This is a genomic window from Streptomyces sp. NPDC006529 (assembly GCF_040611795.1).
GTDB lineage: Bacteria > Actinomycetota > Actinomycetes > Streptomycetales > Streptomycetaceae > Streptomyces.
The window spans coordinates 1-24,583 of the sequence record NZ_JBEXPB010000027.1 but is presented as its reverse complement, the minus strand read 5'-3'; the positions used below and the strand labels follow the sequence as shown (position 1 = coordinate 24,583).

The following is a 24,583-nucleotide window of genomic DNA, read 5'->3' as shown; positions in this document are numbered from 1 at the left end:
CCTCAGCCCTCCGCCCCCGCGTCCGGGTCCGCGTCCTGCGGATCCCCTTCCGGGTCGACGAAGGGCAGGCCGTCCGCGGCCGGGAAGTCCGCGTACAGGGACTTCATCAGCCGGTCGCGCTCGACCTCGTCCAGCCGGACCGGGGTCACCTCCGCCGCGTCCGTCAGCCGCCGGAAGCCGCCGCGCCGCTGGAGCCGGCCGCTGAGCCGGACCGGCAGCCCCGCCAGGTGGGCGTGGCCCGCCACCCGGTACGCCTCCTCGTCGAGCGCGGTCCGGACGTACGGGACCTCCGCGCCCGACAGCACCCGCAGCCGGACCGTGCCCCCGCCCCCCGGCCCCGAACGCCGCATCCCGACCACCGCCCCCGCGATCCGCACCGGCACGGCGGGCTCCTCCCGGGTGTACCGGGCTGCCGCCTCGCGCAGCACCGGCAGGTCCCCCGGGGAGAACTCCACCGGTTCCGGGCGGGCCGCGCAGCCCGCCGGGACCCCGGCGGCCGGGGCCCAGGCCAGCGCGACGCGGGCGCCCTCCGAACCGCGGACCAGGGCGATCAGCGCCTCCGCCAGCTCCCGGCTGACCCCGGCGCCGACGGCGGCGTCGAAGGCCTCCATGCCGCCGGTGGCCCGCCGGTAGTCCACGGCCTCGCGGGCCGCGTGCAGCGCGTGGTGCAGCCGGGTCACCGGCCCCCGTCCGCCGTCGACCGGTACGTACGCGGTGAGCCGGCGGCCGCCCGGGGCGGGGCCCACCAGCACCCCGTCCAGGGCCCGTTCGGCCTGGCCGCGGTGCCGGGCGCCGTGGTAGCCGGCCCGGGCCCGGTCGGCCAGCGCCCCGGCCAGCAGGAGCTGCCGGGCCGCGGTGCGCAGCTGTTCCTGGGCCGACCAGGACGCCTCGCCCCGGGGCCCGTAGACCCCGTCGGCGCCGGGGATCTCCCGGGTCCAGCGGACCTCGTCGCTGGGCACGCTCAGCCCGTACAGCACCTCGCGCGCCGAGGGCAGCCCGCTGCGCGCCAGCGCGGTGAGCGCCTCCTCGACCAGGTCGGCGCAGTCGGGGAAGGCCCGGTCCTCGGGCACGAGCAGGCTGGTCCCGGCGGCGGGCCCGGGCGGCGTCCAGCGCCCGTACCGCCCGGTGGCGCCGCCGCGGCGCAGCCAGCCGTGCCGCCGCAGGAGTGCGGCGAGCACCGCGGGGTCCACCTGCGCGGGGTCCGGGGTCTGCGTCCCGTCGCTCTCCCCGCACGGGGGCGACGGCGCCGGTTCCAGGTTCGGCCAGTTCATCAGGGCGTCCCTCCCGACCCGACCCGGGTCATGATCTCGCACAGCGCCCGGTCGTCGAAGATCCGCGCGGTCGGTATCCGTACGGTGGTCCGGCGCCGGCCGGTCACGGGGTGGCCGGCCAGGTTGGTCCAGTAGCAGCAGTGCCGCAGGTCGAGCCGGTCGTGCCCGGCGCTCAGCCACTGCGTGCGCTCGCGCGGCACGAGCATCACGACGAGGATCTTGGGCACCGCGGCCGGTGTCCGGGCGAGCTTGACGAGGTGTTCGTTGTCCAGGGTGAAGGCGAAGGTCGGTCCGGGCGGGCGGGGCGGGGTCTGGTAGGTGGCCTTCAACTGCACCTTGACGGTGACCTCGTCGTCGATGACGTGGTCGGGCGAGCCGTGACTGACGTGCCAGTCGATGCCGTTGTCCGGAAAGGGCTGGGAGAGGGAGCAGCCGGCCGCGGCGGCGACGGCGTGCAGGTAGCCCACCTGGAGGGTCTCCATGCAGGCGGTGGTGGCGAGTGTGCCGCGCAGCGGTCCGGTCACGGTTGCCGGGTCGGTCCGCCCGTGCAGCGCCCCACCCGGTTCGGGATGCGCGAGCGCCATGGCTCCCCATGCCTTTCGGGCTCTGCGTGAGGCGTTGTGCTCGTGGAGGCGGGGGAACCGCGCCGCGACGGCGGTGCCATGGCGGTGACGTCCGCTCATCCGTGCGGCCCCCCAGGGAAGTTGTCTCCGCAGCCGGCACCCCGCAAACGGCGTACACGGCAAACGGCACGGGTATCACCGATGCGGGCAGGGGCCGCGCGCCACGGGCGTCGGCGCCCATCTGCCCATCGGGGACGAGGAGTTCGCCATGACGCGCTGGTACGAGGGCCCGCTGGCCGCATTTGACACCGAGACCACAGGAGTGGACGTCGAGCAGGACCGGATCGTGTCCGCCGCGCTCGTCGTGCAGGAGTGTGCGGGCGGCCGGGCCCGTTCCACCCGGTGGCTGGTCAACCCGGGGGTTCCGGTACCCCCCGGCGCCACGGAAGTGCACGGACTGACCGACGACCACCTCCAGCGCAACGGACGTTGGCCGGCGCCGGTCGTGGACGAGATAGCCCAGGCCCTCGCGGAGCAGCAGTCCGCGGGCCGGCCGGTGGTGGTGATGAACGCGCCGTTCGACCTGACGCTGCTGGACCGGGAGTTGCGGCGGCACCGGGCGTCGTCGCTGAACCGCTACCTGGACAACCGGCCGCTGACCGTGCTGGATCCACGGGTGCTGGACAAGCATCTGGACCGCTACCGCAAGGGCCGCCGGACGCTGACGGACCTGTGTGCGCACTACGGGATAGAGCTGGAGGCGGCGCACGACGCGGCGGCCGACGCGATGGCCTCGCTGGAGGTCGTCCGGGCGGTGGGGCGCCGGTTCTCCGGGCGGCTGGAGCGCTTGTCCCCGGCGGAGCTGCACACCCTGCAGGCGGTGTGGCACGCGGCGCAGGCGCGCGGGCTCCAGGCCTGGTTCGCCCGCAACGGAACTCCGGAGCCGGTCGATCCGCACTGGCCGCTGCGCCCGGACCTGCCCGCCGCCGCGTGAGCCCGCGGGCCGCCCGCAGCCGCTGCGCGAGGCCCCTGACATGCGGAAGGCCGGTCCGTCTCGCGACGGACCGGCCTGTCCCGGTGGGCGATACTGGGATCGAACCAGTGACCCCTTCGGTGTGAACGAAGTGCTCTCCCGCTGAGCTAATCGCCCGGGAACGGATTGAACAATACAGGCCCCGGGGCCGTCCGTTCAAACCGCCTCCGCGCGGCCCGCCAGATGGGCCGCCAGCCCGCGCCGTCCGCCCCGCATCATGAGCGCGTGGTTGAGCCGGAAGACGGGCCGCCCGGGCAGCGCGAGCCGCCGCATCAGCGGCCGCCGCACCTCGACCTCCTGCTCGTACAGGATCCGCGTGCCGCGCCCGCGCGGCCGTACGGTCCACCGCGCCCACCCTTCGAGATCGCCGGACAGGGCGGCCTCCAGGACGCCGCCGGCCGGGTCGCGCAGCAGCTCGGTGGCGGTGATCTCCATCTCGTAGGGCAGGAAGGAGCGGACGCGGCTGGTCCCGGCGCGCGGGCCGAGCGGCCGCACCGCGCGGACCTGGGGCCACCAGCGGGGGTAGTCCTCGGTGCGTTCGAGCACGGCGTAGACCCGCGCGGGCGGGGCCGCGAGGTCCCAGACGCTGCGGAAGCGGTAGTGGCTCCAGTCCATGGGGCCAGTGTGAACTGCCGGAGCGCGCCCGGGTACTCACTCGGGGAATGAGCACACGTCTGAGTACGCGCACCCATGTTCCGGGGGCGTGAGCGGCGCCACACTGCGCAGCATGGAGAATCCGCTGACGCCCGCCTCGGAGCTGGCGCTCATCGACCGGGAGCTGACCCACCTCGACGCGAGGCGGCTGCACCTGCTCGCCCGCCGGGAGTGGCTGGTCCGGCTGCTGAACGCGCCGCCCCCGCCGCCCGTGGCCGGGCCGCCCGCGCCGGGCCGGGGGGCCGGGCCGTCCTGGACTCCCCCGCCGGGCCGGCCGTCCGCGTACCCCACCGGTCCCGCCGGTCCCGGGCGCGAGACCTCGGCGCCGGGGGCGCAGAACGTGCTGCTGGTCCTGGGCGCGGTGCTGCTCGCGGTGGCCGCCCTCGCCTTCACGCTGGTCAGCTGGGGGTCCCTCGGGATCGGCGGGCGCGCCGTGGTGCTGGCCCTGCTGACCGGGACGGCGCTCGCGGTGCCGGCGCCGCTGCTGCGCCGGGGGCTGTCCTCGACCGCCGAATCGGTGGCGGCGGTGGGGCTGTTGCTGACGGTGCTGGACGTGTACGCGCTGCACGAGGTGGCCCTCGGCGAGGTCCCGGCCGCCGCCTACCTGGCGGGCGCCTCGGCCGCGCTGGCCGCGCTGTGGGCCGGGTACGGAACGGCCCTGCGCACGCTGCGGCTGCCGCTCCCGTTCGCGCTGGCGGCGGCCCAGTGGACGCTGCCCTGCCTCGCGCTCGCCCTGCACGCCGGCCCGACGGCGGGCGGCTGGACCCTGCTGGCACTGGCCGCGCTGAACGCGGCGCTCGGCCTGTGGCGGGGCCCGGCGGGGGCGGCGCGGCCGCGGGTGTGGCCCGCCGTGCGGATCCTGGCCGGGGTGTTCGGGGCCCTGGCGGGCCTGGGCGCCGTCGGCGTCGCGCTGGCCCTGGCGGCCGACGCCGCCACGCTGCCCGGCACGCTGTCCGCCGCCGGGCTGCTGGTCGCGGCGGGGGCCGCCTTCGTGGCAGTGGCCTGCCGGATCCGGCAGGACCAGCTCGCGCCGCTGCTCGCCGGAACCGGCGGCCTGGTGTGGGTGCTGGCCGCGCAGACGCTGGTGGTGCCCCGGGACTCCGCGTGGGGCCCGGTGTTCTTCGTGCTGGTGTCCCTGCCCCTGCTGGCGGCGCTGCGGGTGACGGCGCTGCCGGAGCGGGTGCGGTACGGGCTCGCGGGCGCCGCGGTGGCGGTCGTCGGGGTCGGCGGCCTGGTGGCGACCCTGCTGGCGCTGCGCGTCCTGGTGGCGCCCGCGCCGGTGCTGGACGCCGTGTGGGCCGCGGGGAGCCCCCGGGCGGAGCTCGACTGGAGCGGACCGCAGAGCGTGAGCGTGGCGCTGGTGGCGGCCGGGGTGGCGCTGTGGCTGGACCGGGTGTCCGGGCGCCGGGCGGCGCGCGCCGCGGCGGTGGTGCCCGCCTGGGCCGCGCTGTTCGCGGCGCCGGTGGCCTTCGCGCTGCCGGTGCCGGCGGTGCTCGCCGCCCAGCTGGTGGTGACGGCGGCCGCGCTGGCGGCGGCCCTGGGACTGCTTCCGGCGGCGTCCGCCTCCGGGGTCCGGATCGCGGCGGGCGCGTGCGGGGCCGCGGGGGCCTTGAGCGTGTCCGTGGCCGCGCTGGACGGACGTACGGCGACCTTCGCGCTCTGGACGGCGCTGGGCGTCCTGTGCGGCGCCGGGGCGGCGTACGGCCGCGGACCGCTCGCCCCGCGCGCGGCGGCCGCGGTCGTGGCCACCGGGTACGCCACGGGGCTGCTCCTGGCCCTGGGAGCCGCGCTGGAGCTCCCCGTGCGCCAGTGGCCGCTGCTGGTGCTGCTGGTCCCGGCCGCGGCGGCGGCGTGCGGACCGCGGGCGGGTGCGCTGCGGGTGCCGGTGGAGGCGGCCGGAGCCGCTGCCGGGGCCCTGGCGATCGCCTTGGCCCTGGTCCAGGCCGTGGGGACGGGGCACGCGCCCGTGCTCGCGCTGGTGCTGGGCCTGGCGGGCGCGGTGTGCGCGGGGGCGGCCGTACGGGAGGACCGGCGCGCGGTGGGCCGGGCGGCCGGGGCGCTGTTCCTGGCCGCCACCTGGGTCCGGCTCGCGGCGTCCGGGGTGAGCGTGCCGGAGGCGTACACGCTGCCGGTGACGGTGCCCGCGCTGGTGGTGGGATGGCTGCGACGGCGCCGGGATCCGGCGGCCCCGTCCTGGACGGCGTACGGCCCGGGGCTCGCGGCGACGCTGCTGCCCAGCGTGATCGCGGTCTGGGCCGACCCGCACTGGACCCGCCCGCTGCTGCTCGGGCTGGGCTCCCTCGCGGTGACCCTGGCCGGGGCACGGGGGCGGCTGCAGGCCCCGCTGGTGCTCGGCGGGGTCGCGCTGGGACTGGTGGCCCTGCACGAGCTGGCGCCGTACGTCCTGCAGGTGGTCGGCGCGCTGCCGCGCTGGCTGCCGCCGGCCCTGGCCGGGGCGCTGCTGCTGGCGGTGGGGGCGACGTACGAGAAGCGGTTGCGGGACGCGCGGCGGCTGCGGGCGGCCCTCGGCAGGCTGAGCTGAGGGCTGCGGAGCGGCGGAACGCCAGAGGCCCGGAGACGGTGAAGTCTCCGGGCCTCTGGTCCGGGTGGGCGATACTGGGTTCGAACCAGTGACCCCTTCGGTGTGAACGAAGTGCTCTCCCACTGAGCTAATCGCCCGGACGCACCGCCAACATTACCGCATGTCAGCGGTGCTTCCGACCACCGGCGGGCGTCACCGCTCCCCGCCGCGCCGCCGCTACTTCTTGACGTTCCAGGGCAGGACCAGCCCGTACTTCCACAGGTAGAAGCCGATCAGCGCGGCCGCGATGACGAGGCCGACGCTGGTCAGGATGATGTTGCGGCGGCGGACCTTCGGGTCGAGGGCCTTCTGGGCCGCCTCGGACACCTTCCGCTTGGTCCAGCGCAGCACGACCTGGGCCCACGCGAACTCGGTGGCCCAGATGAACAGGCCCGCGAAGATCGCGACCCACCCCGGGCCGGGCAGGACCAGCATGGCGACGCCCGCGGCGATGACCGCCAGGCCGACGACGAAGACACCGACCTGCCAGCTCAGGTGCAGGCTGCGGCGGGCCTGGATGAAGGCCGGCGCCTTCGAGACGTGGCGCTCCTCGTCCGGAGCCGCCGCCTCCGCGTCCGAAGGGGTGGATTCGGCGGATTCCGGCGATGCGCTGCTCGCGGTCTCATGGGACTCGCGGTTACTCCCCGTATTCATGGGACCGAATCTACCGGAGCGCGGGGTCCGCGTGATGCCCGCCCGACGGACGGCTGAATCATCGATTCGCTCCGCCGTCCGGGGGACCCAGAGGTCCGCAAAACGGTCAGAGGGGTTTACAACGGCACCGTAGGTGGCATGTCGATTTCGCCGACGTGCGAATCCCCGAGCGCACACTGAGCGAAAGGCCCTGGCGCTTATGAACACCACGGTCAGCTGCGAGCTGCACCTGCGCCTCGTTGTGTCGAGCGAGTCCTCACTGCCTGTACCCGCGGGCCTGCGGTATGACACGGCCGATCCCTACGCCGTGCACGCCACCTTCCACACCGGCGCCGAGGAGACGGTCGAATGGGTATTCGCCCGCGACCTCCTCGCGGAGGGCCTTCACCGGCCCACCGGTACCGGCGACGTCCGCGTCTGGCCGTCCCGCAGCCACGGTCAGGGCGTCGTATGCATCGCCCTGAGCTCACCGGAGGGAGAAGCACTGCTCGAAGCACCCGCACGAGCACTCGAGTCGTTCCTCAAGCGGACGGACGCCGCGGTCCCACCCGGGACCGAACACCGGCACTTCGACCTCGACAAGGAGCTCTCCCACATCCTGGCCGAAAGCTGAGCCAGGCCTACCACCGCTCGACACCGTCCGACTCGGGGCGACGGTGCGAGCCGGACAACCACATACGTACGTGCCGGCGCTGTTCCCGCGGAAGCCACCCGCGGGGACGGCGCCGGTGCGCGTGGGGCCTCTCGGCTAAAGTCGGCGACCAGCGGCGGCCTCGTTCCGCGCCGCCGCAAGCCCGGCCACCAGGGAGCACCCGTGCAGATCCCCCACGACACCCGGCGCGCGCTGGACGTCGTCGTCGCCGTGGTGAACACCGCGGCCGAGTCCGGCCAGCCGGACGGGCTGGCGGACGTCGGCGCGCTGCGCGCCTTCGTGCACGAGTTCGCCATCAGCGACGTCGGCGAGCTGAGCGTCCGCGACCTCTCCGGCGTGCGTGCGGTCCGCGCCAAGTTCGCGCAGATCTTCGCGGCACCGAACTCCCGTGCGGCCTCCGTACTGATCAACGAGCTGGTGGCGACGGCGGGCACCACGCCCCAGCTGACCGACCACGACGGCTACGACTGGCACGTGCACTACTTCGCCCCCGGCGCCTCGGTCGGCGACCACCTCGCGGCCGACGGCGGCATGGCGCTCGCCTTCATCGTGGTCTCCGGCGAACAGGAGCGGCTGCGCCGCTGCGAGGCCCCGGACTGCCGGCGCGCCTTCGTCGACCTCTCGCGCAACCGGTCGCGGCGCTACTGCGACAGCCGGACCTGCGGGAACCGGCTGCACGTGGCGGCGTACCGGGCGCGTCGCAAGGAGGCGGGCGCGGAGCACGCCGAAGCCGCCGGGCATGCCGAGGCCGCCCGGCCGGTCGGGGGGTCAGAGCAGGAAGAGGTCGTGTACGGCGGCGAGCAGCAACAGGGTGCCGATCACCGCTAGGAAGATCATCAGGGGCGGCTGGGAGAGCGCGAAGAGGCAGCCGCGCGCCTCTTCGGGCGGTACGCGCGGCACGGCCGCCGCGGCGGGCACGCCAGCCCGGGCGGGGCCGGGAGCGGGGGCGGGAACCGGAACGGGCGGGGGCGCCGGATCGGGCGCGGGCGCGGCAGCGGGGACGAGGGCCGGGACCGGAACCGGCGGCTCACCCGTCGAGGTGTCGGGCATGTCGGGGCGATGATGACGCAGTGCGCCCCGGTTCGCCCCTCAACACGCCAATGATGACGCGGTAGTTCGTCAGATCCCGTGCTTCTTCGGCGTTCCGGTCAGATTCCGTGCTTCTTCAGGATCGCTTCGATGTCGGAGAAGTCGTCCGCGGGCGCGGCGGGCGCGCGCTTGGGTGCCGCCTGCGGACCCGCACCGGCGCCGAGCGAGGGCGCCGAGGCCGTCGGCGCGACCGCGGCCCGCCCCTCGGAGCGGCCCGCGCGAGCGCCGCGGCGGGAGCGGCCCTCCTCCGCCACCTCGGCCGGCCGCTCGCCCCGCGCACCCAGCCGCCGGCGCTCGACGGCACGGGTCAGCGCGAAGAGCAGCCAGGCGAGGCCCAGCAGGCCGAAGCCGGCCCAGACCGTCGGGCGGAAGGCGATCCCGGACGCCCACTCCACCAGGCCGGTCAGCACCAGGGCCACCGGGACCAGCGCGTACGCCGTGATCCGCGCCGCCGCCAGGAAGCGCTTGCGGTAGGCGGTGAGCGCGGCGATGCCCAGGCCCGCCGCGGACACCGCGGAGCAGATGGTCTCGGCGAGCATGGGTTCCTCCAGCGCTGGGGGTCCGTCCCCTCCATCGTGCACCGGGAACCGCCGCGGGGGCCATGCGCCGGAGCGGGATCCGGGCGATCTCCGGGACATCTCCGGGTCGCCCCTCCTCCCCAGGTGCCGGTACCGGCCGGGCCCACGGTCCCGGCCGGCTCCCGGGCGCGCGGGCCCGGGGCTCCGCAGGTCGCGTTCGGGGCCGGACACGGAGGCTGGGAGACTGTCCGCATGACCGATTCCCAGCCCGCCGGCTCCCCCTCCCCCGTGACCCTCGAGGTCTGGTGCGAACTCCAGTGTCCCGACTGCCACAGCGCCCTCGACGACGTGCGCGCCCTGCGGGCCCGGTACGGCGACCGGCTGGACATCGTGCTGCGCCACTTCCCGCTGGAGAAGCACAAGCACGCCTTCGCCGCCGCGCAGGCCGCGGAGGAGGCCGTGGCCCAGGGCCGGGGCTGGCCGTACGCCGAGGCGGTACTGGCCCGCACCGCGGAGCTGTCCGCCCGGGGCGAGGCGCTGCTCCTCGACGTCGCCCGTGAACTGTCGCTGGACGTCGAGGAGTTCGAGGTCGCGCTGATCGACGGCCGGCACATCCTGATCGTCGACGCCGACCAGGCCGAGGGCAAGGCGATCGGCGTGACCGGTACGCCGACGTACGTCATCGGCGGCCGGAGGCTGGACGGCGGCAAGAGCCAGGAGGGGCTGCGCGAGCGGATCGAGGAGATCGCCGACCGGCTCCTCGCCGACCCCGCCTGAGCCCCCTCCCCGGCGCGCGCCGTCGGCTACCTGAGGTCCTTGGCGAAGTTGACCGCGGTGTAGCGGTAGCCGAGGGATTCGTACAGCCGCTCCGCAGGGGTGTTGCCCGCGAAGACGTGCAGGCCGAGGGTGGCGAGCCCGGCCGCGCGGACGGCGCCTTCGGCGAGCAGCATGAGGGAGCGGCCGTGGCCGTGGCCGCGCTGTTCCTCGTCCACCTCGACGTCGAAGACGTAGGCCTGCCCGTCGACGCGGCCCACCCAGATGTGCCCGACGCGCACCCCGGCCGCTTCCAGGACGAGGAGGTCCACGCCGGGGGTGGCGGGTCCCTGGGGCAGCTGGCCGGCGTGGTCGGCGACCGACTTGGCGCGGGCCGCTTCCGGTGTCAGGCCCCGGGCTTCCCAGTTCCCGGCGTACCGGTCGGTGGCGGCGGTCAGCCAGGGACCGTACTCCGCGGCAGTGAGCGGACGGCCGGTGGTCCCGGCGGGCAGCGGGGGCGGCGCGGACGCGAGGTCCTTGACCATGGTGCGGCCGGTCCGCAGGTATCCGAGCGCCTCGGCCAGCCGCAGGCCGCCGTCGGAGTCCGCGGGGACGGAGGCGGTCACCCGGTGGCACCCCCAGGAGCGCAGCACCTCCTCCGCGGCGAGGGCGGCCACCGTGGCCCGGCCGCGGCGGCGGTCGGGTTCGTCCACGGCCAGCTCGTTGATCTTCCCTATGACGAAGGAACCCAGGGGTTCGGCCGCGGTCAGCAGCAGGGCGCCGACCCGTCTGCTGTTGACCCGGATCTCGTACGGGCGCGAGCGCGCCCCCGCCGGACTGTGCTGGAGCGGCGCGGACGGCCGCAGGGTGGTGGTCATCGGAGCCTTTCTACCCGCCGTACGCGCCCCAGTCAGCCCGGTTTCCGCCCCGGATCGGGCGCGGGGACGGCGCTCACGGGTCGAGGTCGGCCCCGGAGCGCTCCTCGAAGATCCGTACGGCCTCGGCCGTGACCGGCCCGGGCGCCGCGGTCAGCGGGCGCCCGTCGATCGCGTGCACGGCCTGGACGTCGCGCAGCGAGGAGGTCACGAAGACCTCCTCGGCCCGTTCCAGCACGTCGAAGGGGAGGTCGCTCTCCTCGGCGCCCGTCCACTCGACGACCAGGTCGCGGGTGATGCCCGCGAGGCAGCCGGAGGCGAGCGGCGGGGTGTGCAGCCGCCCGTCGAGGACGACGAAGACGTTGGAGCCCGTGCCTTCGCAGAGCCGGCCGAGGGTGTTGGCGAAGAGGGCTTCGGAGGCGCCCGCCCGGTGCGCGGCGGCCAGCGCGACGACGTTCTCCGCATACGAGGTGGTCTTCAGCCCGGCGACGGCGCTGCGCTCGTTGCGCACCCAGGGGACGGTGATCACCGCGGTGGTGTCGGGGCGCCGGGTGGCCGGGGCCAGCGCGACGATCAGGGTGGGTCCGGCGTCCCCGCGGTCGGAGCCGAGCGGGGAGAGCCCACCGGTGTAGGTGATCCGCAGCCGCCCGAAGGGGACCGCGCCGGAGCCCGCGTCCAGTACGGCGGCGCACGCGCGCCGGACCTCGTCGAGGTCGGGGTCCGGCAGCCCGAGGCCCCGGGCGGAGCGGGTCAGCCGGTCGAGGTGCCGCGTGAGGGCGAACGTACGGCCGCCCTCGGCCTTCAGCGTCTCGAAGACGCCGTCGCCGACCGTCAGTCCGTGGTCGAACACGGACACCGTGGCGCTGTCGGCGTCGCGCAGCGACCCGTCGAGCCAGATCGGCGTCGCGGCCGGGGCGGGTGCGGGCGGCGTCACGTGCGGCGTGCTCACTGAACGGTTCCTCCGATGTGCTGGTAGGTGCCCGACGCTACCGCGAGCAGCCGGGCCGCCTTCAGTTCGGTCTCGGCCCACTCGCGGTGGGGGTCGGAGCCCCAGGTGATGCCGGCGCCGGTGCCGAAGCACAGGCGGGGGCCGCCGGCGGCCTCGCGGTCGATCCAGAAGGTGCGGATGCCGACGGCCAGCTCGGCGGTGCCCCGGTCGGCGTCGACCCAGCCGATGCCGCCGCAGTAGGGGCCGCGCGGGGCGGTCTCCAGGGCCTCGATGATCCGCAGGGCGGAGGACTTGGGGGCGCCGGTGACGGACCCGGGAGGGAAGGTCGCGGCGAGCAGTTCGGGCCAGCCCGCGCCCTCGGCGAGGTCCCCGCTGACGGTGGAGACGAGGTGCACCAGGCCCGGGTGCTCCTCGACGGCGCACAGTTCGGGGACGGTGACGGAGCCGGTGGCGCAGACCCGTCCGAGGTCGTTGCGCACCAGGTCCACGATCATCACGTTCTCCGCGTGGTCCTTCTCCAGCAGGTCGGCGGCGGTGCGGCCGGTGCCCTTGATGGGGCCGGACTCGATCCGGCGGCCGGTGCGGCGCAGGTACAGCTCGGGGGAGGCGGTGGCGATCTCGACGCCGTGGGCGGGGAGGCGAATCGTTCCGGCATAGGGGGCCGGGTTGCCGCGGGCGAGCAGCGCGGTGAGCGCGTCCACGTCGGCCTCCGGGGCGGGTGCGCCGTCGCCCGGGCCGCGGCCCGCCAGCGGCGCGGACATCACGCGGCACAGGTTGGCCTGGTAGACCTCGCCCGCGGCGATGTGCTCGCGGATGCGCCGTACGCCGGCGACGTACGCGGCTCGGTCGAGTGACGACGTCCAGTCGCCGGCGGCGGGGCCCCGCCACGCGCCGGGAACGGGCGCGGGAACGGGGTCGGGGCGTATGTCACCGAAGCGCGCGCAGGTCAGCCGCCCCTCGAAGTCCGCGGACACCGCCCAGAAGCCGGTGGAGTCCAGGGCCGAGGGATCGCTCGTGACGTCGCGGAGGTCGGATGCGAGGAGGCCGCCGAAGCGGGCCATGGGAGCCAGGTCGTGCACGGCTGCGAGTCTATGACCGGTGACGGGTCGGCGCCGGTGTGGTGACCTGTGGTGATCGGACGGCAGCACGCTGCGGAAACGCGTTTTTGAGCTAGCTCGGGAATCCGCTAGAGTTCAACACGTCGCCAGGGAGCGCCGGGGAAACCCCCGCCGCGAGCACGGTGACCTGCGGACGTAGCTCAGTTGGTAGAGCACCACCTTGCCAAGGTGGATGTCGCGAGTTCGAGTCTCGTCGTCCGCTCGAAGTGGGGGATCTTCCCGAGAACCCTTGCTCAGCTCCATGGTGGAGTGGCCGAGAGGCGAGGCAACGGCCTGCAAAGCCGTCTACACGGGTTCAAATCCCGTCTCCACCTCCAAGGACGATTAGCTCAGCGGGAGAGCGCTTCCCTGACACGGAAGAGGTCACTGGTTCAATCCCAGTATCGTCCACTGGATCCGCAAGGATCACCCGCGCGATTAGCTCAGCGGGAGAGCGCTTCCCTGACACGGAAGAGGTCACTGGTTCAATCCCAGTATCGCGCACGCTGTACAGTTGTGAACTGCGGCTTCACGGCCGCGGAACCCGCGCGATTAGCTCAGCGGGAGAGCGCTTCCCTGACACGGAAGAGGTCACTGGTTCAATCCCAGTATCGCGCACCGCATGGAAGTCCCGGCCGTTTCGACGGCCGGGGCTTTCGCGTTCCGGGGCTCGGCAGGTACGGAAAAGGGTGCTGCCCGTACGACGTCTCCGTCGTACGGGCAGCACCCTTCTCCTGCCGTCCGCCGCACCCCCGTCCCCACGGGGCTGAAGGCCGATGTCCCGGCCCGGGCCGCTCTCCCGGACCTGGGGCGCCGCTCAGCGCCCCAGCATCGCGCCCACGGACGACGCTTGCGCCGCCACCTGGTCCCATCCTCCGAAGAGGAAGACCAGGAGGGCGGCCAGGGGGAGCACCATCGCCGCGGCGACCAGCGGGTGCCGCGTGCCGGACTCGTGGCCGTTGAACGCGAATGCCTTGCGTCCGTGCCGTGCGAAGTCCGCCATGGCCCTCTCCCTGTGGTTGGCAGCGGCGGGTTCGTGACCTCGGGGGACGAGTGCGCCACCCGCCGCTTGTCTTCAACACTAGGCGGGCGTCGCCCTCCTGGCCTCATGCCTTCGTACCCCTCGCGGGCCTCCAGGAGGATGACTGAGGCGGCCCCCGTGTACACCTCTGGTTGGAGACCGCCCGCTCCGTGTAGGGGTCATCCCCCAGGGGTGGGTGGGGCCCTGCTCCCGGGCGCCCGCGGGGCCGTCACCGCTGGTGACTTCCCTCACGTCCGCCGCCCGTCGCACGCGGGCGCGCGCCGGGCACGCACGGGATCCGCGCCGGCCGGGCGCGGCCGGGGCCGCGTCCGGGTGGGGGCGCGCCAATGCCCTTGACCCAAGGGCCGTTTGGGGGAACGGCCGTTACCCCGGACCCCTTACGCTCGTACCCCTGATTCTCCCTCAAGTGGCCTTCCCCGCACTGACAATCGAATCTCCCGGCGAGGGCGCGGCCTCTGAGCGGAGGTGCCGGATGGTCCGTAAGCTGTGCCACGTCAACAGGACGACCGGTCAGCGGGGTGGACATGGCGATGATGCGGCTCCGGCGGGAGGACCCGCGTGTCGTCGGTTCGTTCAGGCTGCACCGGCGGCTCGGCGCCGGCGGCATGGGAGTGGTCTACCTCGGCTCGGACCGGCGCGGTCAGCGGGTCGCGCTCAAGGTGATCCGTCCCGACCTCGCCGAGGACCAGGAGTTCCGTTCGCGCTTCGCCCGCGAGGTGTCCGCCGCGCGGCGGATCCGCGGCGGGTGCACGGCCCGGCTGGTGGCCGCGGACCTGGAGGCCGAGCGGCCGTGGTTCGCCACGCAGTACGTCCCCGGACCCTCGCTGCACGACAAGGTTGCCGAGGAGGGCCCGCTCACCGCCGCCCAGATCGCCGCGATCGGCGCCGCGCTGTCCGAGGGGCTGGTCGCCGTCCACGAGGCGGGGGTCGTGCACCGCGACCTCAAGCCATCGAACATCCTGCTGTCGCCCAAGGGCCCGCGGATCATCGACTTCGGCATCGCCTGGGCGACCGGTGCGAGCACCCTCACGCACGTGGGCACGGCCGTCGGCTCCCCCGGCTTCCTCGCCCCGGAACAGGTGCGCGGCGCCGCCGTCACGCCCGCGACCGACGTCTTCGCGCTGGGCGCCACCCTCGCCTACGCCGCGACCGCCGACTCGCCCTTCGGGCACGGCAGTTCCGAGGTGATGCTCTACCGCGTGGTGCACGAGGAGGCGCACCTGCTCGGCGTACCGGACGCGCTCGCCCCGCTGGTGCAGGCCTGCCTGGCCAAGGACCCGGAAGACCGGCCGAGCACGCTCCAGCTGTCGATGCGGCTCAAGGAGATCGCGGCGCGGGAGGCCCAGGGACTCACGGACGGGCGGCCGCCCGCCCAGCGCACCCGGCCCGAGCGGCCGACGGGCCGCCTCGCGGACGAGTACGCCGACCAGCGCACCGAGCGGCGGACGGCGGGCACTCCCGCGCTGCGCCCCCAGGGTGCGCCGCACGCGCCGTCCGCGAGCGGCTCGCACGGCGCGCAGGACGGGGCGCACGGCGCGCACAGCGGTTCCCACGCACGCCCCTCGGGCCCCCGGGAGCCCGGCGGCCCGTCCTCGCGGCCCACGGCGGGGCGTACGGGCGAGCGCACGAACGGGCGGCGTACGGGCGGCGGCCGCACGGGGCCGCGGACGACGGGCACGGGCCGCCGGCCCTCCCGGCCCGACCCGCGGCTGATGCGGCAGCGGCTGATCGTGTTCGTGCTGGTCACGCTGATCGTGGCGCTGGGGATCGCGGCCGCGCAGAAGCTCTGACGTCGGCCCTCCCCCGCGCTGGGGGAGGCGCAGCCCCGGGGTGCTGGGGCCCCGGGGCGGGCGGGGTCAGGCTCGGGGGCGGGTCGCGTAGAAGGCGACGGCCGAGGCCGCCGCCACGTTCAGCGAGTCGATCCCCTCCGCCATGGGGATGCGGACCCACTCGTCCGCGGCGCGCAGGGCGTAGGTCGACAGGCCGTGGCCCTCGGAGCCCAGCATGATGGCGGACTGCGCGAAGCGTTCCGGCGGGACCTGGTCCAGCGGGGTGGCCTTCTCGCTCGGCGTCATGGCGAGGATCCGGTACCCGGCCTCGCGGACCTGCTCCAGGTCGGCGGGCCAGTCCGTCAGGCGCCCGTACGGGACGGAGAAGACGGACCCCATCGAGACCTTGATGGCCCGTCGGTAGAGCGGGTCGGCGCAGTCCGGGGACAGCAGGATGGCGCTGATGCCCAGGGCCGCGGCGCTGCGGAAGGCCGCGCCCAGGTTGGCGTGGTCGACGAAGCCCTCGAAGATCGCGATGCGGCGGCCACCGGGTTCCGCGCCCAGCAGTTCACCGGCGGTCGGCAGCTGGTTGCGCTGCATGGAGGCGAGGGCGCCGCGGTGCACGTGGTAGCCGGTGACCCGTTCGGCCAGCTCGGGGCTGACGGCGTACACCGGGGCGGGCAGCTCGTCGATGACGTCGCGCATGACGTCGACCCACTTCGCGGAGAGCAGCATGGAGCGCATCTCGAACCCGGCGTCCTTGGCCCGGCGGATGACCTTCTCGCCTTCGGCGATGAAGAGTCCTTCGGCGGGCTCGCGCCGGCGGCGCAGTTCGACGTCGGTCAGGCCCGTGTAGTCGCGCAGGCGCGGGTCGTCGGGGTCTTCGATGGTGATGAGATCAGCCACAGGGTGATACTGCCTTGTCCTGGGTGTGGTGCCAACGGCTTGGCGGTGCGGGGGAACGGGCGTGGGCGCCCCCGGAGAGGGGCGCCCGGGGTCGGGCGGCGGGGCGCCCCTGGTCAGGCGGAGGGGCCCACGTTCACGACCTCGCCGATGACGATCACGGCGGGCGGGCGGACCTCCTGGGCGCGGACGGTCTCGCCCACGGTGGCGAGGGTGGCGTCCACGCGGCGCTGGGTGGCCGTCGTGCCCTCCTGGACGACCGCGACCGGGGTGTCCGCGGAGCGGCCGTGGCGGACCAGGGCTTTGGCGATCAGCCCGATCTTGTCGACGCCCATGAGGATCACCAGGGTGCCGGTCAGTTTGGCGAGGGAGGCCCAGTCGACCAGCGAGCGCGGGTCGTCGGGTCCGACGTGGCCGCTGACGACCGTGAACTCGTGGGCAACCCCGCGGTGCGTCACCGGGATGCCGGCCGCGCCGGGCACCGAGATGGAGCTGGAGATGCCGGGGACGACGGTGCAGGGGATGCCGGCCTCGGCGAGCGCCTGGAGCTCCTCCATGCCGCGGCCGAAGACGTACGGGTCCCCGCCCTTGAGCCGGACCACCGACTTGCCCGCCTTCGCGTGCTCGATCAGCGCGTTGTTGATGGCCTCCTGGGCCATGAACCGGCCGTACGGGATCTTCGCCGCGTCGATGACCTCGACGTGCGGGGCGAGCTCGTCCAGCAGGTCGCGGGGGCCGAGCCGGTCGGCGATGACCACATCGGCCTCGGCGAGCAGGCGGCGGCCGCGGACGGTGATCAGGTCCGGGTCGCCGGGGCCGCCGCCGACCAGGGCCACGCCGGGGTTGCGCTTCGCGCGGCCGTGGGCCGGGGCGGCGAGGGTGCCGTCGCGCAGGCCCTCGACGATCGCGTCGCGCACGGCGGCGGAGCGGCGGGGGTCGGTGCCGGTCAGTACGGCCACGGTCACGCCCTCGCTGCGGCCGGTGGCCGGGGTCCAGGCGGTGGCCGCTTCGGCGTCGTCGGCGCGCACGCACCAGACGCGCTCGCGCTCGGCCTCGGCGGAGGCGGCGTCGTTGGCGGCCTTGTCGCGGGTGGCGATCAGGGCGTACCAGGTGTTCGCAAGGTCGCCCTCCTGGTAGCGGCGGCGCTCCCAGCGGATCTCGCCGGTCTCGGCCATGACGTCCACGGAGGGGGTGGCCGACGGGGAGATCAGGAGCACGTCGGCGCCGGCGGCGACGAGCGCGGGGAGGCGGCGCTGCGCGACCTGGCCGCCGCCGATGACGACGACCCGGCGTCCCGCCAGACGGAGGCCTACGGGGTAGGCGGGGTGTGCGGCCATGCGGGTCTCCTCGTGCGGGGGGTTCCGGTGCGGGCGGATCTCGCGGCGGCGGTGGCGCGAATCGCGTGGCCAACGTTACGGGCCGGGGCGGGCGGGTGCCGGTCCGGGGGGCGGGGTGACGGCCCCGCGGCTCCCGGGTCCCCACCCGGTGCCCGGGACGCGGCGATTCGTCCCGCCGAGCGGCGGGTGCGGCGCCCTTGGGCAGGGAGTCGGCTCGGGGCCGGCGGCCCCTGGTGCGGCGCCCCGGCCCGGCCCCCCCCTGGGGCGTGGTTAGGCCCGGGGCGCCCGGGACCCGGCTGACGGACTCGGCCGCGGCCGTCGCCCGGGCGCGGCCCTGTAGGCCCTCCGGGGGCGCCTCAAACGCCGGCGAGGCTGGATTTGGCGGGCCCGGTCGGCGGGTGCGGGGCGCCGGTGGGGCCGCCGGATTTGGCGGCCCTGGTCGGCCGGTGCGGGCTACGGACCCGCGCTGTGGGGCCGGGACCCGGCCGAGGCCGCCGCCCGGTGCGCCCTCCGGGGGCGCCTCAAACGCCGGCGAGGCTGGATTTGGCGGGCCTGGTCGGCGGGTGCGGGTGCCTCGGACGCCCCTGGGGCGGGGGTGGTCGGCTGTGTGTCGCTCGGCGGCGGGATAGGACCGGCTCCGGCCGCCATCCCTTCAGCCCCGCCGGCGTTTGAGGCGCCCCCGGAGGGAACCGGCGGGAGCCGCCCGGCCAGCTCAGCCCCGCCGGCGTTTGAGGCGCCCCCGGAGGGGACCGGCGGGGGCAGGTCGGCCCCCGCCTCGCCGGTGATTGAGGCGGGGGCCGGGGGTTATTTTTCGGTGACGCCCGCTGAGTCGAAGGTGGCTACCTCGTGCATCGCGCGCGCCGCGCTCTGGACCAGGGGGAGGGCGAGGAGCGCACCCGTGCCTTCGCCGAGGCGGAGGTCCAGGTCGACCAGGGGCCGCAGGCCCAGGGTGTTCAGGGCGGCCACGTGCCCCGGCTCCGCACTGCGGTGGCCCGCGATGCACGCGGACAGCGACTCCGGCGCAATGGCCCGGGCCACCAGCGCCGCCGCACCCGCGCTCACGCCGTCCAGGATGACCGGCGTCCGCAGCGAGGCCCCGCCCAGCAGCAGGCCGACGATCGCCGCGTGCTCCAGGCCGCCGATCGCGGCGAGCACGCCCACCGGGTCGGAGGGGTCCGGCTGGTGCAGTTCCAGCGCCCGGCGGACGACCTCGACCTTGCGGGCGTGCGTCTCGTCGTTGATGCCGGTGCCGCGCCCGGTGACCTCGGCCGGGTCGACCCCGGTGAAGACCGAGATGAGGGCCGCGGACACCGTGGTGTTCGCGATGCCCATCTCACCGGTGAGCAGCGCCTTGTTGCCCGCCGCGACGAGGTCGCGGGCCGTCTCGATGCCCACCTCGATGGCCGCGACGGCCTCCTCGCGGGTCATCGCCGGGCCGACGGAGAGGTCGGCGGTGCCGGGCCGGACCTTGCGCGGGAGCAGCCCCGGGGTGGCCGGGAGGTCGCCCGCGACGCCCACGTCGATCACGCAGACCTCGGCGCCCACCTGGTTCGCGAAGGCGTTGCAGACCGCACCGCCGCCCAGGAAGTTGGCGACCATCTGCGTCGTGACCTCCTGCGGCCACGGGGTGACGCCCTGGGCGTGCACGCCGTGGTCACCGGCGAAGATCGCGACCGCGGCCGGCTCCGGGATCGGCGGCGGGCAGACCCGCGAGAGGCCGCTGAGCTGCGCGGAGATGATTTCGAGCATGCCGAGGGCCCCGGCGGGCTTGGTCATGCGCTTCTGCCGCTCCCAGGCCTCGCCGAGCGCCTTCGCGTCGAGCGGCCGGATGCTCGCCACCGTCTCGGAGAGCAGGTCGTGCGGCTCCTCGCCGGGCAGCGCGCGGCGCCCGTACGTCTCCTCGTGGACCACCCAGGACAGCGGGCGCCGCTTGGACCACCCGGCCTGCATCAGCTCGGGCTCCTCGGGGAACTCGTCGACGTACCCGACGCACAGGTAGGCCACGACCTCCAGGTGCTCGGGCAGGCCGAGCGTACGGACCATCTCGCGCTCGTCGAAGAAGCTGACCCAGCCGACGCCGAGGCCTTCGGCGCGGGCGGCGAGCCAGAGGTTCTCGACGGCGAGCGCGGAGGAGTACGGGGCCATCTGCGGCTGGGTGTGCCGGCCGAGGGTGTGGCGGCCGCCGCGGGTGGGGTCTGCGGTGACGACGATGTTGACCGGGGTGTCGAGGATCGACTCGATCTTCAGTTCCTTGAACTGCTTCGCCCGGCCCTTGGGCAGCGACTTCGCGTAGGCCTCGCGCTGCCGCTGGGCCAGCTCGTGCATCGTCCGGCGGGTCTCGGCGGAGCGGATGACGACGAAGTCCCAGGGCTGCGAGTGCCCGACGCTGGGCGCGGTGTGGGCCGCCTCCAGCACGCGGAGCAGCACCTCGTGCGGGATCGGGTCGGTGCGGAAGCCGTTGCGGATGTCGCGGCGCTCGCGCATGACGCGCAGGACCGCTTCGCGCTCGGCGTCGTCGTAGGCGGGCGCCGGGGCGCCGCGCTCGGCCGGTTCGGCGGGCGCCGCGGGCTCGGTGGCTGCGCTCTCCCCGGCCTCCCCGGCCGCTTCGGCCGCTTCGGCCGGTACGGGCTCGGGGGCGGCCACCGGCTCGGCCTCGGCCGGGGCTTCGGCAGCCGGAACCTCGGCGGCGGGGACGGCGGCAGCGGCGGGCTGCGGCTCGGGGAGCGGCTCGACGGGCGCGGCGGGCGGGGCGGCTTCCTCGGCGGGGGCCGGGGCCTGCTCGGCCTCGGGCGCGGGCGCTGCCTGCGCCCCGGCGGCCTCGGCCGGCGCTTCCACCGGCTCCGCGACGGGCTCGGCGACGGGTTCGGCGACGGCCGCGGGGGCCGCCGGAGCAGGCTCGGCGACCGGCTCGGCCACGACGGCCACCGGCTCGGGCTGCGCGGCGGCGGGAGCCACCGGCTCCGCCGTCCACGGGGTGCCCGCGGGGAGCGGGACCTCCTGCGGGACGTCGAGGTATTCGAGGCCGGCGCCGGTCACCGGAGCGCTCTGGAAGACCTGAGCGGGGGCGACGGCTTCGGCGGGCGCTTCGACCGGAACCTCCGCGGACTCCCCGGCGGGGGCCTCCGCCTGAACCTCGGCCGGAGCCTCGGGGAGCGGTGCGGCAGCCGCCTCGGCCACGGCCTCCACCGGCGCCTCGGCCACGGCCTCCGGCGCGGCGGCGGTGACGGGCACCTCCTCGACCGGAGCCTGCACCGGATCCGCGGCGGCGACGCCGGGCTCGGCCTCTGCCCCGGCCTCGGCCTCGGCCTCGACGACCGATGACGCCACCGGTGCCTCGACCGGCGTCTCGACCGGCGCCGGAGCCTCGGCGGGAACCGCGGGCACCTCGACCGGAGCCGCGGACACGGCCTCGGCAGCGGCCTCCGGGGCCTGTGCCTGGGCGGGTACCGCGACCGGGGCTTCCACGGCTTCGGCGACCTGGACCGGCGCCTCGGCCGGAAGCTCGTCCGACACCTGGGCCGGAACGGGAGCCTCCGCAGCGGCCGGCACCTCGGCCGCGACCGGCGCCGGGGCCTCCGGAGCGACAGCGGCGGCCGGAGCCGGTACGACGGGCGCGGCCTGCGCTGGGGCTACGGGCGCGGCCGGACCGCGGTCGGCGAGGGAGCGTACGACGCCGCCCGAGGCGTCGGGGACCGGCGGGCCCATGTGCAGCGGGCGCCGGGCCGGGGTCACCGGCGCCGCCACGGCGGCGGGCGCCGGCGCGGACGGGGGCGGCAGCAGTCCGCCGAGGTCGAGGGCGCCGGAGTCGCGGCCGCCCGCCTCGTGGGCGCCGTGCGTGTAGGACCCGGTGTCGCCGAAGCCCTGGTCGGTGAAGCCCGTACCGGTGAAGCCGGGTTCCGGGAAGCCGGCCGGGGGCTCGTAGTAGCCGTCGGCGTAGCCGCCCTCGACGGGGAAGACGGGCGCCGGGGGCACCACCTGCGGGTCGCTCCACGCGCTCTGGTTGCTGGGCATCAGCAGCAGGTCGTCGTCCTCGGCGGGATTGTCCATCAGGTCCTGGAACGCGTACCCGCCCGTGCCCTGGAGCGGACCCGGGGTCTGCGCCGGAGCCTGGGTCGGGGTGGGGACCGGCGCGGGGATGCCGTGCTGATCCACCATGCCCGCGTTGTCCGGGAGGCCCTCGCCCGGAACCTGGCCGGTGTCAGTCATGCGTACCCCTCGCCCATCGGTGTTGCTGCTTCGATCGCCCGGCGCCCGTATGACCAACGAGCGTGGCCGCCGTGCGGCACGAACCCCTCGGGCACGACGCCGCCGACAACCACTAAGCATTGTCGCGCCCGTTCGCCACCATGGCGGCCATAACCGCCACGGTCCGTTGTGGACTGCGCCACGTCGGGCGTCCTGTGGTGCCGCTGTGCCCGGAGTGACAGGGCAGTACGACGATCGGCCAGCCTACCCCGGGGCTCCGGCCCGCGCCGAGGGGGGCGTTCGCGCCCGGAAGCGCGGTGTTCGGACCGGGCCGAGGGGTCGTCAGCACCGGTCGGGGGCGGCCCGTTCCGTCAGACCCGTCGGATCCGGCAGGCCCGTCAGGGCTCCTCAGCGCTGGGGAGGGCGTTCGGCGGCGACGAGGAAGACGACCGCGCGTTCCTGTTCGTGCCAGGTCCGGGTGTCCATGGCGACGGACTGCAGGAGCGCGCATTCGACGGCGTACCCGCGTTCGGTCAGGGCGCGGCCGACGGCCTCCGCCTCGTCGCGGGTGGAGGCGTGGGTGACGATCCGTTCGGGACGGCGGTCGGCGCAGGCCTCGACGACGGGGACTCCCCCGCCGCCGATGCGGATGACGTCGGGTTCGGGCAGGTCGTCGAGCACGTGGGGGGCGCGGCCCGCGACGGCCTGGAGGAGTACACCGCGCCGGCGGGCGGCGACCTCGGTGTGTTCGCAGGCGCGGGGGTCGGCGTCGACGGCGATGACGGCCGCGCCGAAGGCGGCCGCGTCCACGGCGAAGGCGCCGCTGCCGGCGCCGATGTCCCACACGAGGTCGCCCGGGCGCGGGCCGAGCCGGGCCAGTTGGGCGGCGCGCAGCAGCGCGGACTCCCCTTCGGGGGCGGGCGTCTGCGGCGACCGGGGGTCCGGGGGGAAGTCGGGGTGGGCCCAGCCGCGGGGCCCCGAGGCGGCCACGGCGACCGCGGTGGGCCGGCCCATGAGCCAGCCGGGGTCGGCGGAGACGGGTCCGCCGCCGCCGACGACGATCACCACGTTCGGGTCGCGCCAGCTGTGGTCGGCGGCCCGGTCGGAGGTCAGGACGGTGACGCGCTCCTTGTCGGTGCCCAGTTCCTCGCAGATGACGAAGGTCCGGTGGACTCCTTCGAGCAGCAGGGCGAGTTCGGCGGGACCGGCGCCGGGCGAGGTGAGGACGGCGACCTTGGTGTGGGCCCGGCAGACGTTGACCGCGCGGCGCAGGGTGCGGCGCTGGGCGACGACGACCTGGGCGTCGTCCCAGGGCATGCCCGCGCGGGCGAAGGCGGCGGCCACGGAGGAGACGGCCGGGACGACTTCCACTTCGAGGCCGTGCTCCGGGGCGCGCAGGGCCCGTACGACGCCGAAGAAGCCGGGGTCGCCGTCGGCGAGGACCACGGCGGTGCCGCGGTGGCCCGCGATGCGGCGGGCGGCAAGGCCGAGGCTGCCGAGCCGGATGCGTTCGGCGCTGGGCGGGATCTCGGGGAGTGCGAGGTGGTGGCCGGCTCCGGCCACGAGGGTGGCGGCGGACAGCGCCGAGCGGGCGGCCGCGGTCAGGGGCGAGCCGTCCCAGCCGATCACCGTGACCCGGTCGGCCATCGTCCTCGGTCTCCCTGGTGTGGGTCGTGGTGCGGGGCGGCCCGGCGGTGTGGGCGGGCACGGTGAGACTACCTGCTGATCGGGGGGCGCGGCGTCGGCGGGCGGCCGCGGGGGCGGCCGGGGCCGGTGGGTCAGGCACGGTCCGGGAGGGGCCGGCGGACGGGGCTGCGCTGTTCGGGGACGGCGTGGAACTCGCCGTAGCCGTCGAGGACGTCGAGGTCGTCCAGGTCCTCGGGGACCAGGCCCCAGACGAGCAGGTCGGTGCGGGTGTCGGCCCATCCGCCGTCGGGCGTCTGGGTGCGCACTATCCAGGCGTTGCGCAGCACGCCCTCGCTGATGCAGCCGATCTTCTGGGCGACCTGCTGCGCGGCGGTGTTGTCGGCGGCGGTGCGCAGTTCGAGGCGTTCGAAGCCGTGGTCGCGGAAGAGCCACTGGGCGACGGCGAGGACGGACTCGCAGGCGTAGCCCTCGCCGCGGGCCCAGGGTGCGGTGGCGTAGCCCACTTCGGCGCTGAGGCAGCGCCAGTCGGTGTGGCGGACGTGCACGGCGCCGACCAGGCGGTGGGTGAGGAACTCGGTGACGGCGAAGACGATGCCGCGGCCTTCGGTGCGCTCGCGGTGGGCGTCCTCGGTGACCCAGCGGCGGGCGTCGGCGCGGGTGTAGGGGTGCGGGGCCTCGGTCCAGGCGGTGATGAGCTCGTCGTTCATCATCGCGGTGAGCGCGCTGACGTCCTCTTCCTCGAAGGGGCGCAGCACCAGCCGGTCCGTGCTGATGGAGACGTCCGGGAAGGTGGTTGTCATGCGCAGCTCCATGCCTGAGACCGTGGCCGTAGAGCCACAGCATGCAGTATCGGGCCGGTCGGGTGCGGGACCGGGCTGCCCGGAAGCGGGCAGGCCGCGGCGGTGCGCGCGCAGCGGCCGAACGCCTCACCGCCCGCCCCGGCGCCACCGTCACCGACCCCGACGGCACCACCCACACGCACTACGACCGCACCCTCGGCGACGTCCCCGT

Annotated in this window: 20 protein-coding genes, 7 tRNA genes and 1 pseudogene; 11 read left to right on the top strand and 17 right to left on the bottom strand. The window is 75.5% G+C overall.

Going from position 1 to position 24,583, the window contains the following annotated elements:
• Window positions 1–2: 2 nt before the first annotated feature.
• Window positions 3–1,271 (bottom strand): hypothetical protein, encoded by a 1,269-nt coding sequence (locus ABZY31_RS19630; RefSeq protein WP_356412060.1) that lies wholly within the window; start codon window positions 1,269–1,271, stop codon window positions 3–5.
• Window positions 1,271–1,855 carry a DUF4365 domain-containing protein gene (locus ABZY31_RS19625; RefSeq protein ID WP_356412059.1) on the bottom strand — a complete coding sequence of 195 codons (585 nt, stop codon included), beginning with the start codon at window positions 1,853–1,855 and terminating at the stop codon, window positions 1,271–1,273. The genes ABZY31_RS19630 and ABZY31_RS19625 overlap by 1 nt, the downstream gene beginning before the upstream one ends.
• A gap of 247 nt (window positions 1,856–2,102) precedes the next feature.
• On the opposite strand from ABZY31_RS19625, the gene ABZY31_RS19620 reads away from it, so the two are divergent.
• Window positions 2,103–2,828 (top strand): 3'-5' exonuclease, encoded by a 726-nt coding sequence (locus tag ABZY31_RS19620; protein WP_356412057.1) that lies wholly within the window; start codon window positions 2,103–2,105, stop codon window positions 2,826–2,828.
• A gap of 84 nt (window positions 2,829–2,912) precedes the next feature.
• Here the strand turns inward: ABZY31_RS19620 and ABZY31_RS19615 are convergent.
• Together ABZY31_RS19615 and ABZY31_RS19610 are read right to left on the bottom strand one after the other, a co-directional pair.
• Window positions 2,913–2,984 (bottom strand) — tRNA-Val (locus ABZY31_RS19615).
• Between the two features lie 39 nt (window positions 2,985–3,023).
• On the bottom strand, window positions 3,024–3,482 hold the full coding sequence (locus ABZY31_RS19610; RefSeq protein ID WP_356412055.1) for an SRPBCC family protein: 459 nt from the start codon (window positions 3,480–3,482) through the stop codon (window positions 3,024–3,026).
• Window positions 3,483–3,594: 112 nt separating this feature from the next.
• Between ABZY31_RS19610 and ABZY31_RS19605 the strand changes: the two genes are divergently transcribed.
• Window positions 3,595–6,063, top strand: a complete 2,469-nt coding sequence (locus tag ABZY31_RS19605; protein ID WP_356412053.1) for a hypothetical protein — start codon at window positions 3,595–3,597, stop codon at window positions 6,061–6,063.
• 65 nt (window positions 6,064–6,128) lie between these two features.
• On the opposite strand, the gene ABZY31_RS19600 is transcribed toward ABZY31_RS19605, so the two are convergent.
• A tRNA-Val gene (locus tag ABZY31_RS19600) sits at window positions 6,129–6,200 on the bottom strand.
• Between the two features lie 79 nt (window positions 6,201–6,279).
• The gene (locus ABZY31_RS19595; RefSeq protein WP_356412051.1) at window positions 6,280–6,756 is read right to left on the bottom strand and encodes a TIGR02611 family protein; all 477 of its coding nucleotides are present in this window, start codon (window positions 6,754–6,756) and stop codon (window positions 6,280–6,282) included.
• Window positions 6,757–6,955: 199 nt separating this feature from the next.
• Here ABZY31_RS19595 and ABZY31_RS19590 point away from each other — a divergent pair, with 199 nt between their 5' ends.
• Entirely contained in the window at window positions 6,956–7,369 is a 414-nt protein-coding gene (locus ABZY31_RS19590) for an SsgA family sporulation/cell division regulator (RefSeq protein ID WP_030011909.1), read from the top strand.
• A gap of 201 nt (window positions 7,370–7,570) precedes the next feature.
• A pseudogene (locus ABZY31_RS19585) lies at window positions 7,571–8,119 on the top strand (CGNR zinc finger domain-containing protein); the annotation flags it as partial.
• A gap of 57 nt (window positions 8,120–8,176) precedes the next feature.
• Here ABZY31_RS19585 and ABZY31_RS19580 read toward each other — a convergent pair.
• Window positions 8,177–8,458 (bottom strand): hypothetical protein, encoded by a 282-nt coding sequence (locus tag ABZY31_RS19580; RefSeq protein WP_356412155.1) that lies wholly within the window; start codon window positions 8,456–8,458, stop codon window positions 8,177–8,179.
• Window positions 8,459–8,556: 98 nt separating this feature from the next.
• A complete protein-coding gene (locus ABZY31_RS19575) occupies window positions 8,557–9,036 on the bottom strand; it encodes a hypothetical protein (RefSeq protein ID WP_356412049.1) in 480 nt (159 codons plus the stop codon).
• A 231-nt stretch (window positions 9,037–9,267) separates the two neighbouring features.
• Here ABZY31_RS19575 and ABZY31_RS19570 point away from each other — a divergent pair, with 231 nt between their 5' ends.
• Complete coding sequence (locus tag ABZY31_RS19570) at window positions 9,268–9,792, top strand: DsbA family protein (RefSeq protein ID WP_356412047.1); 525 nt, start codon at window positions 9,268–9,270, stop codon at window positions 9,790–9,792.
• Between the two features lie 26 nt (window positions 9,793–9,818).
• Here ABZY31_RS19570 and ABZY31_RS19565 read toward each other — a convergent pair whose 3' ends face one another.
• The 3 genes from ABZY31_RS19565 to ABZY31_RS19555 form a co-directional block, all read right to left on the bottom strand.
• Window positions 9,819–10,646, bottom strand: coding sequence for a GNAT family N-acetyltransferase (locus tag ABZY31_RS19565; RefSeq protein ID WP_356412045.1), 828 nt, complete (start codon window positions 10,644–10,646; stop codon window positions 9,819–9,821).
• A 73-nt stretch (window positions 10,647–10,719) separates the two neighbouring features.
• Window positions 10,720–11,541 carry an aminotransferase class IV gene (locus ABZY31_RS19560; RefSeq protein ID WP_356412153.1) on the bottom strand — a complete coding sequence of 274 codons (822 nt, stop codon included), beginning with the start codon at window positions 11,539–11,541 and terminating at the stop codon, window positions 10,720–10,722.
• Between the two features lie 47 nt (window positions 11,542–11,588).
• Window positions 11,589–12,671: a chorismate-binding protein gene (locus tag ABZY31_RS19555; RefSeq protein WP_356412043.1), complete on the bottom strand. Its 1,083-nt coding sequence runs from the start codon at window positions 12,669–12,671 to the stop codon at window positions 11,589–11,591.
• 168 nt (window positions 12,672–12,839) lie between these two features.
• On the opposite strand from ABZY31_RS19555, the gene ABZY31_RS19550 reads away from it, so the two are divergent.
• From ABZY31_RS19550 to ABZY31_RS19530, 5 genes are all read left to right on the top strand, one after another.
• A tRNA-Gly gene (locus ABZY31_RS19550) sits at window positions 12,840–12,912 on the top strand.
• 41 nt (window positions 12,913–12,953) lie between these two features.
• Window positions 12,954–13,027: transfer RNA gene (locus ABZY31_RS19545), tRNA-Cys, on the top strand.
• A gap of 1 nt (window position 13,028) precedes the next feature.
• A tRNA-Val gene (locus ABZY31_RS19540) sits at window positions 13,029–13,100 on the top strand.
• A 21-nt stretch (window positions 13,101–13,121) separates the two neighbouring features.
• Window positions 13,122–13,193, top strand: a tRNA-Val gene (locus tag ABZY31_RS19535).
• 42 nt (window positions 13,194–13,235) lie between these two features.
• Window positions 13,236–13,307: transfer RNA gene (locus tag ABZY31_RS19530), tRNA-Val, on the top strand.
• 199 nt (window positions 13,308–13,506) lie between these two features.
• Here ABZY31_RS19530 and ABZY31_RS19525 read toward each other — a convergent pair.
• Window positions 13,507–13,692 carry a hypothetical protein gene (locus ABZY31_RS19525; protein ID WP_356412041.1) on the bottom strand — a complete coding sequence of 62 codons (186 nt, stop codon included), beginning with the start codon at window positions 13,690–13,692 and terminating at the stop codon, window positions 13,507–13,509.
• Window positions 13,693–14,255: 563 nt separating this feature from the next.
• Between ABZY31_RS19525 and ABZY31_RS19520 the strand changes: the two genes are divergently transcribed.
• Window positions 14,256–15,521, top strand: coding sequence for a serine/threonine-protein kinase (locus tag ABZY31_RS19520; protein ID WP_356412039.1), 1,266 nt, complete (start codon window positions 14,256–14,258; stop codon window positions 15,519–15,521).
• Window positions 15,522–15,587: 66 nt separating this feature from the next.
• On the opposite strand, the gene ABZY31_RS19515 is transcribed toward ABZY31_RS19520, so the two are convergent.
• The 5 genes from ABZY31_RS19515 to ABZY31_RS19495 all read right to left on the bottom strand — a co-directional run bounded on the left by ABZY31_RS19515 (window position 15,588) and on the right by ABZY31_RS19495 (window position 24,372).
• A complete protein-coding gene (locus ABZY31_RS19515) occupies window positions 15,588–16,406 on the bottom strand; it encodes an RNA methyltransferase (protein WP_356412038.1) in 819 nt (272 codons plus the stop codon).
• Between the two features lie 113 nt (window positions 16,407–16,519).
• A complete protein-coding gene (gene cobA / locus ABZY31_RS19510; RefSeq protein ID WP_356412037.1) occupies window positions 16,520–17,740 on the bottom strand; it encodes a uroporphyrinogen-III C-methyltransferase in 1,221 nt (406 codons plus the stop codon).
• Window positions 17,741–18,544: 804 nt separating this feature from the next.
• Window positions 18,545–21,946: a nicotinate-nucleotide--dimethylbenzimidazole phosphoribosyltransferase gene (gene cobT, locus ABZY31_RS19505; protein WP_356412035.1), complete on the bottom strand. Its 3,402-nt coding sequence runs from the start codon at window positions 21,944–21,946 to the stop codon at window positions 18,545–18,547.
• 387 nt (window positions 21,947–22,333) lie between these two features.
• Window positions 22,334–23,572 carry a precorrin-6y C5,15-methyltransferase (decarboxylating) subunit CbiE gene (gene cbiE / locus ABZY31_RS19500; RefSeq protein ID WP_356412033.1) on the bottom strand — a complete coding sequence of 413 codons (1,239 nt, stop codon included), beginning with the start codon at window positions 23,570–23,572 and terminating at the stop codon, window positions 22,334–22,336.
• 131 nt (window positions 23,573–23,703) lie between these two features.
• On the bottom strand, window positions 23,704–24,372 hold the full coding sequence (locus tag ABZY31_RS19495; protein WP_356412031.1) for a GNAT family N-acetyltransferase: 669 nt from the start codon (window positions 24,370–24,372) through the stop codon (window positions 23,704–23,706).
• Window positions 24,373–24,583 lie beyond the last annotated feature (211 nt).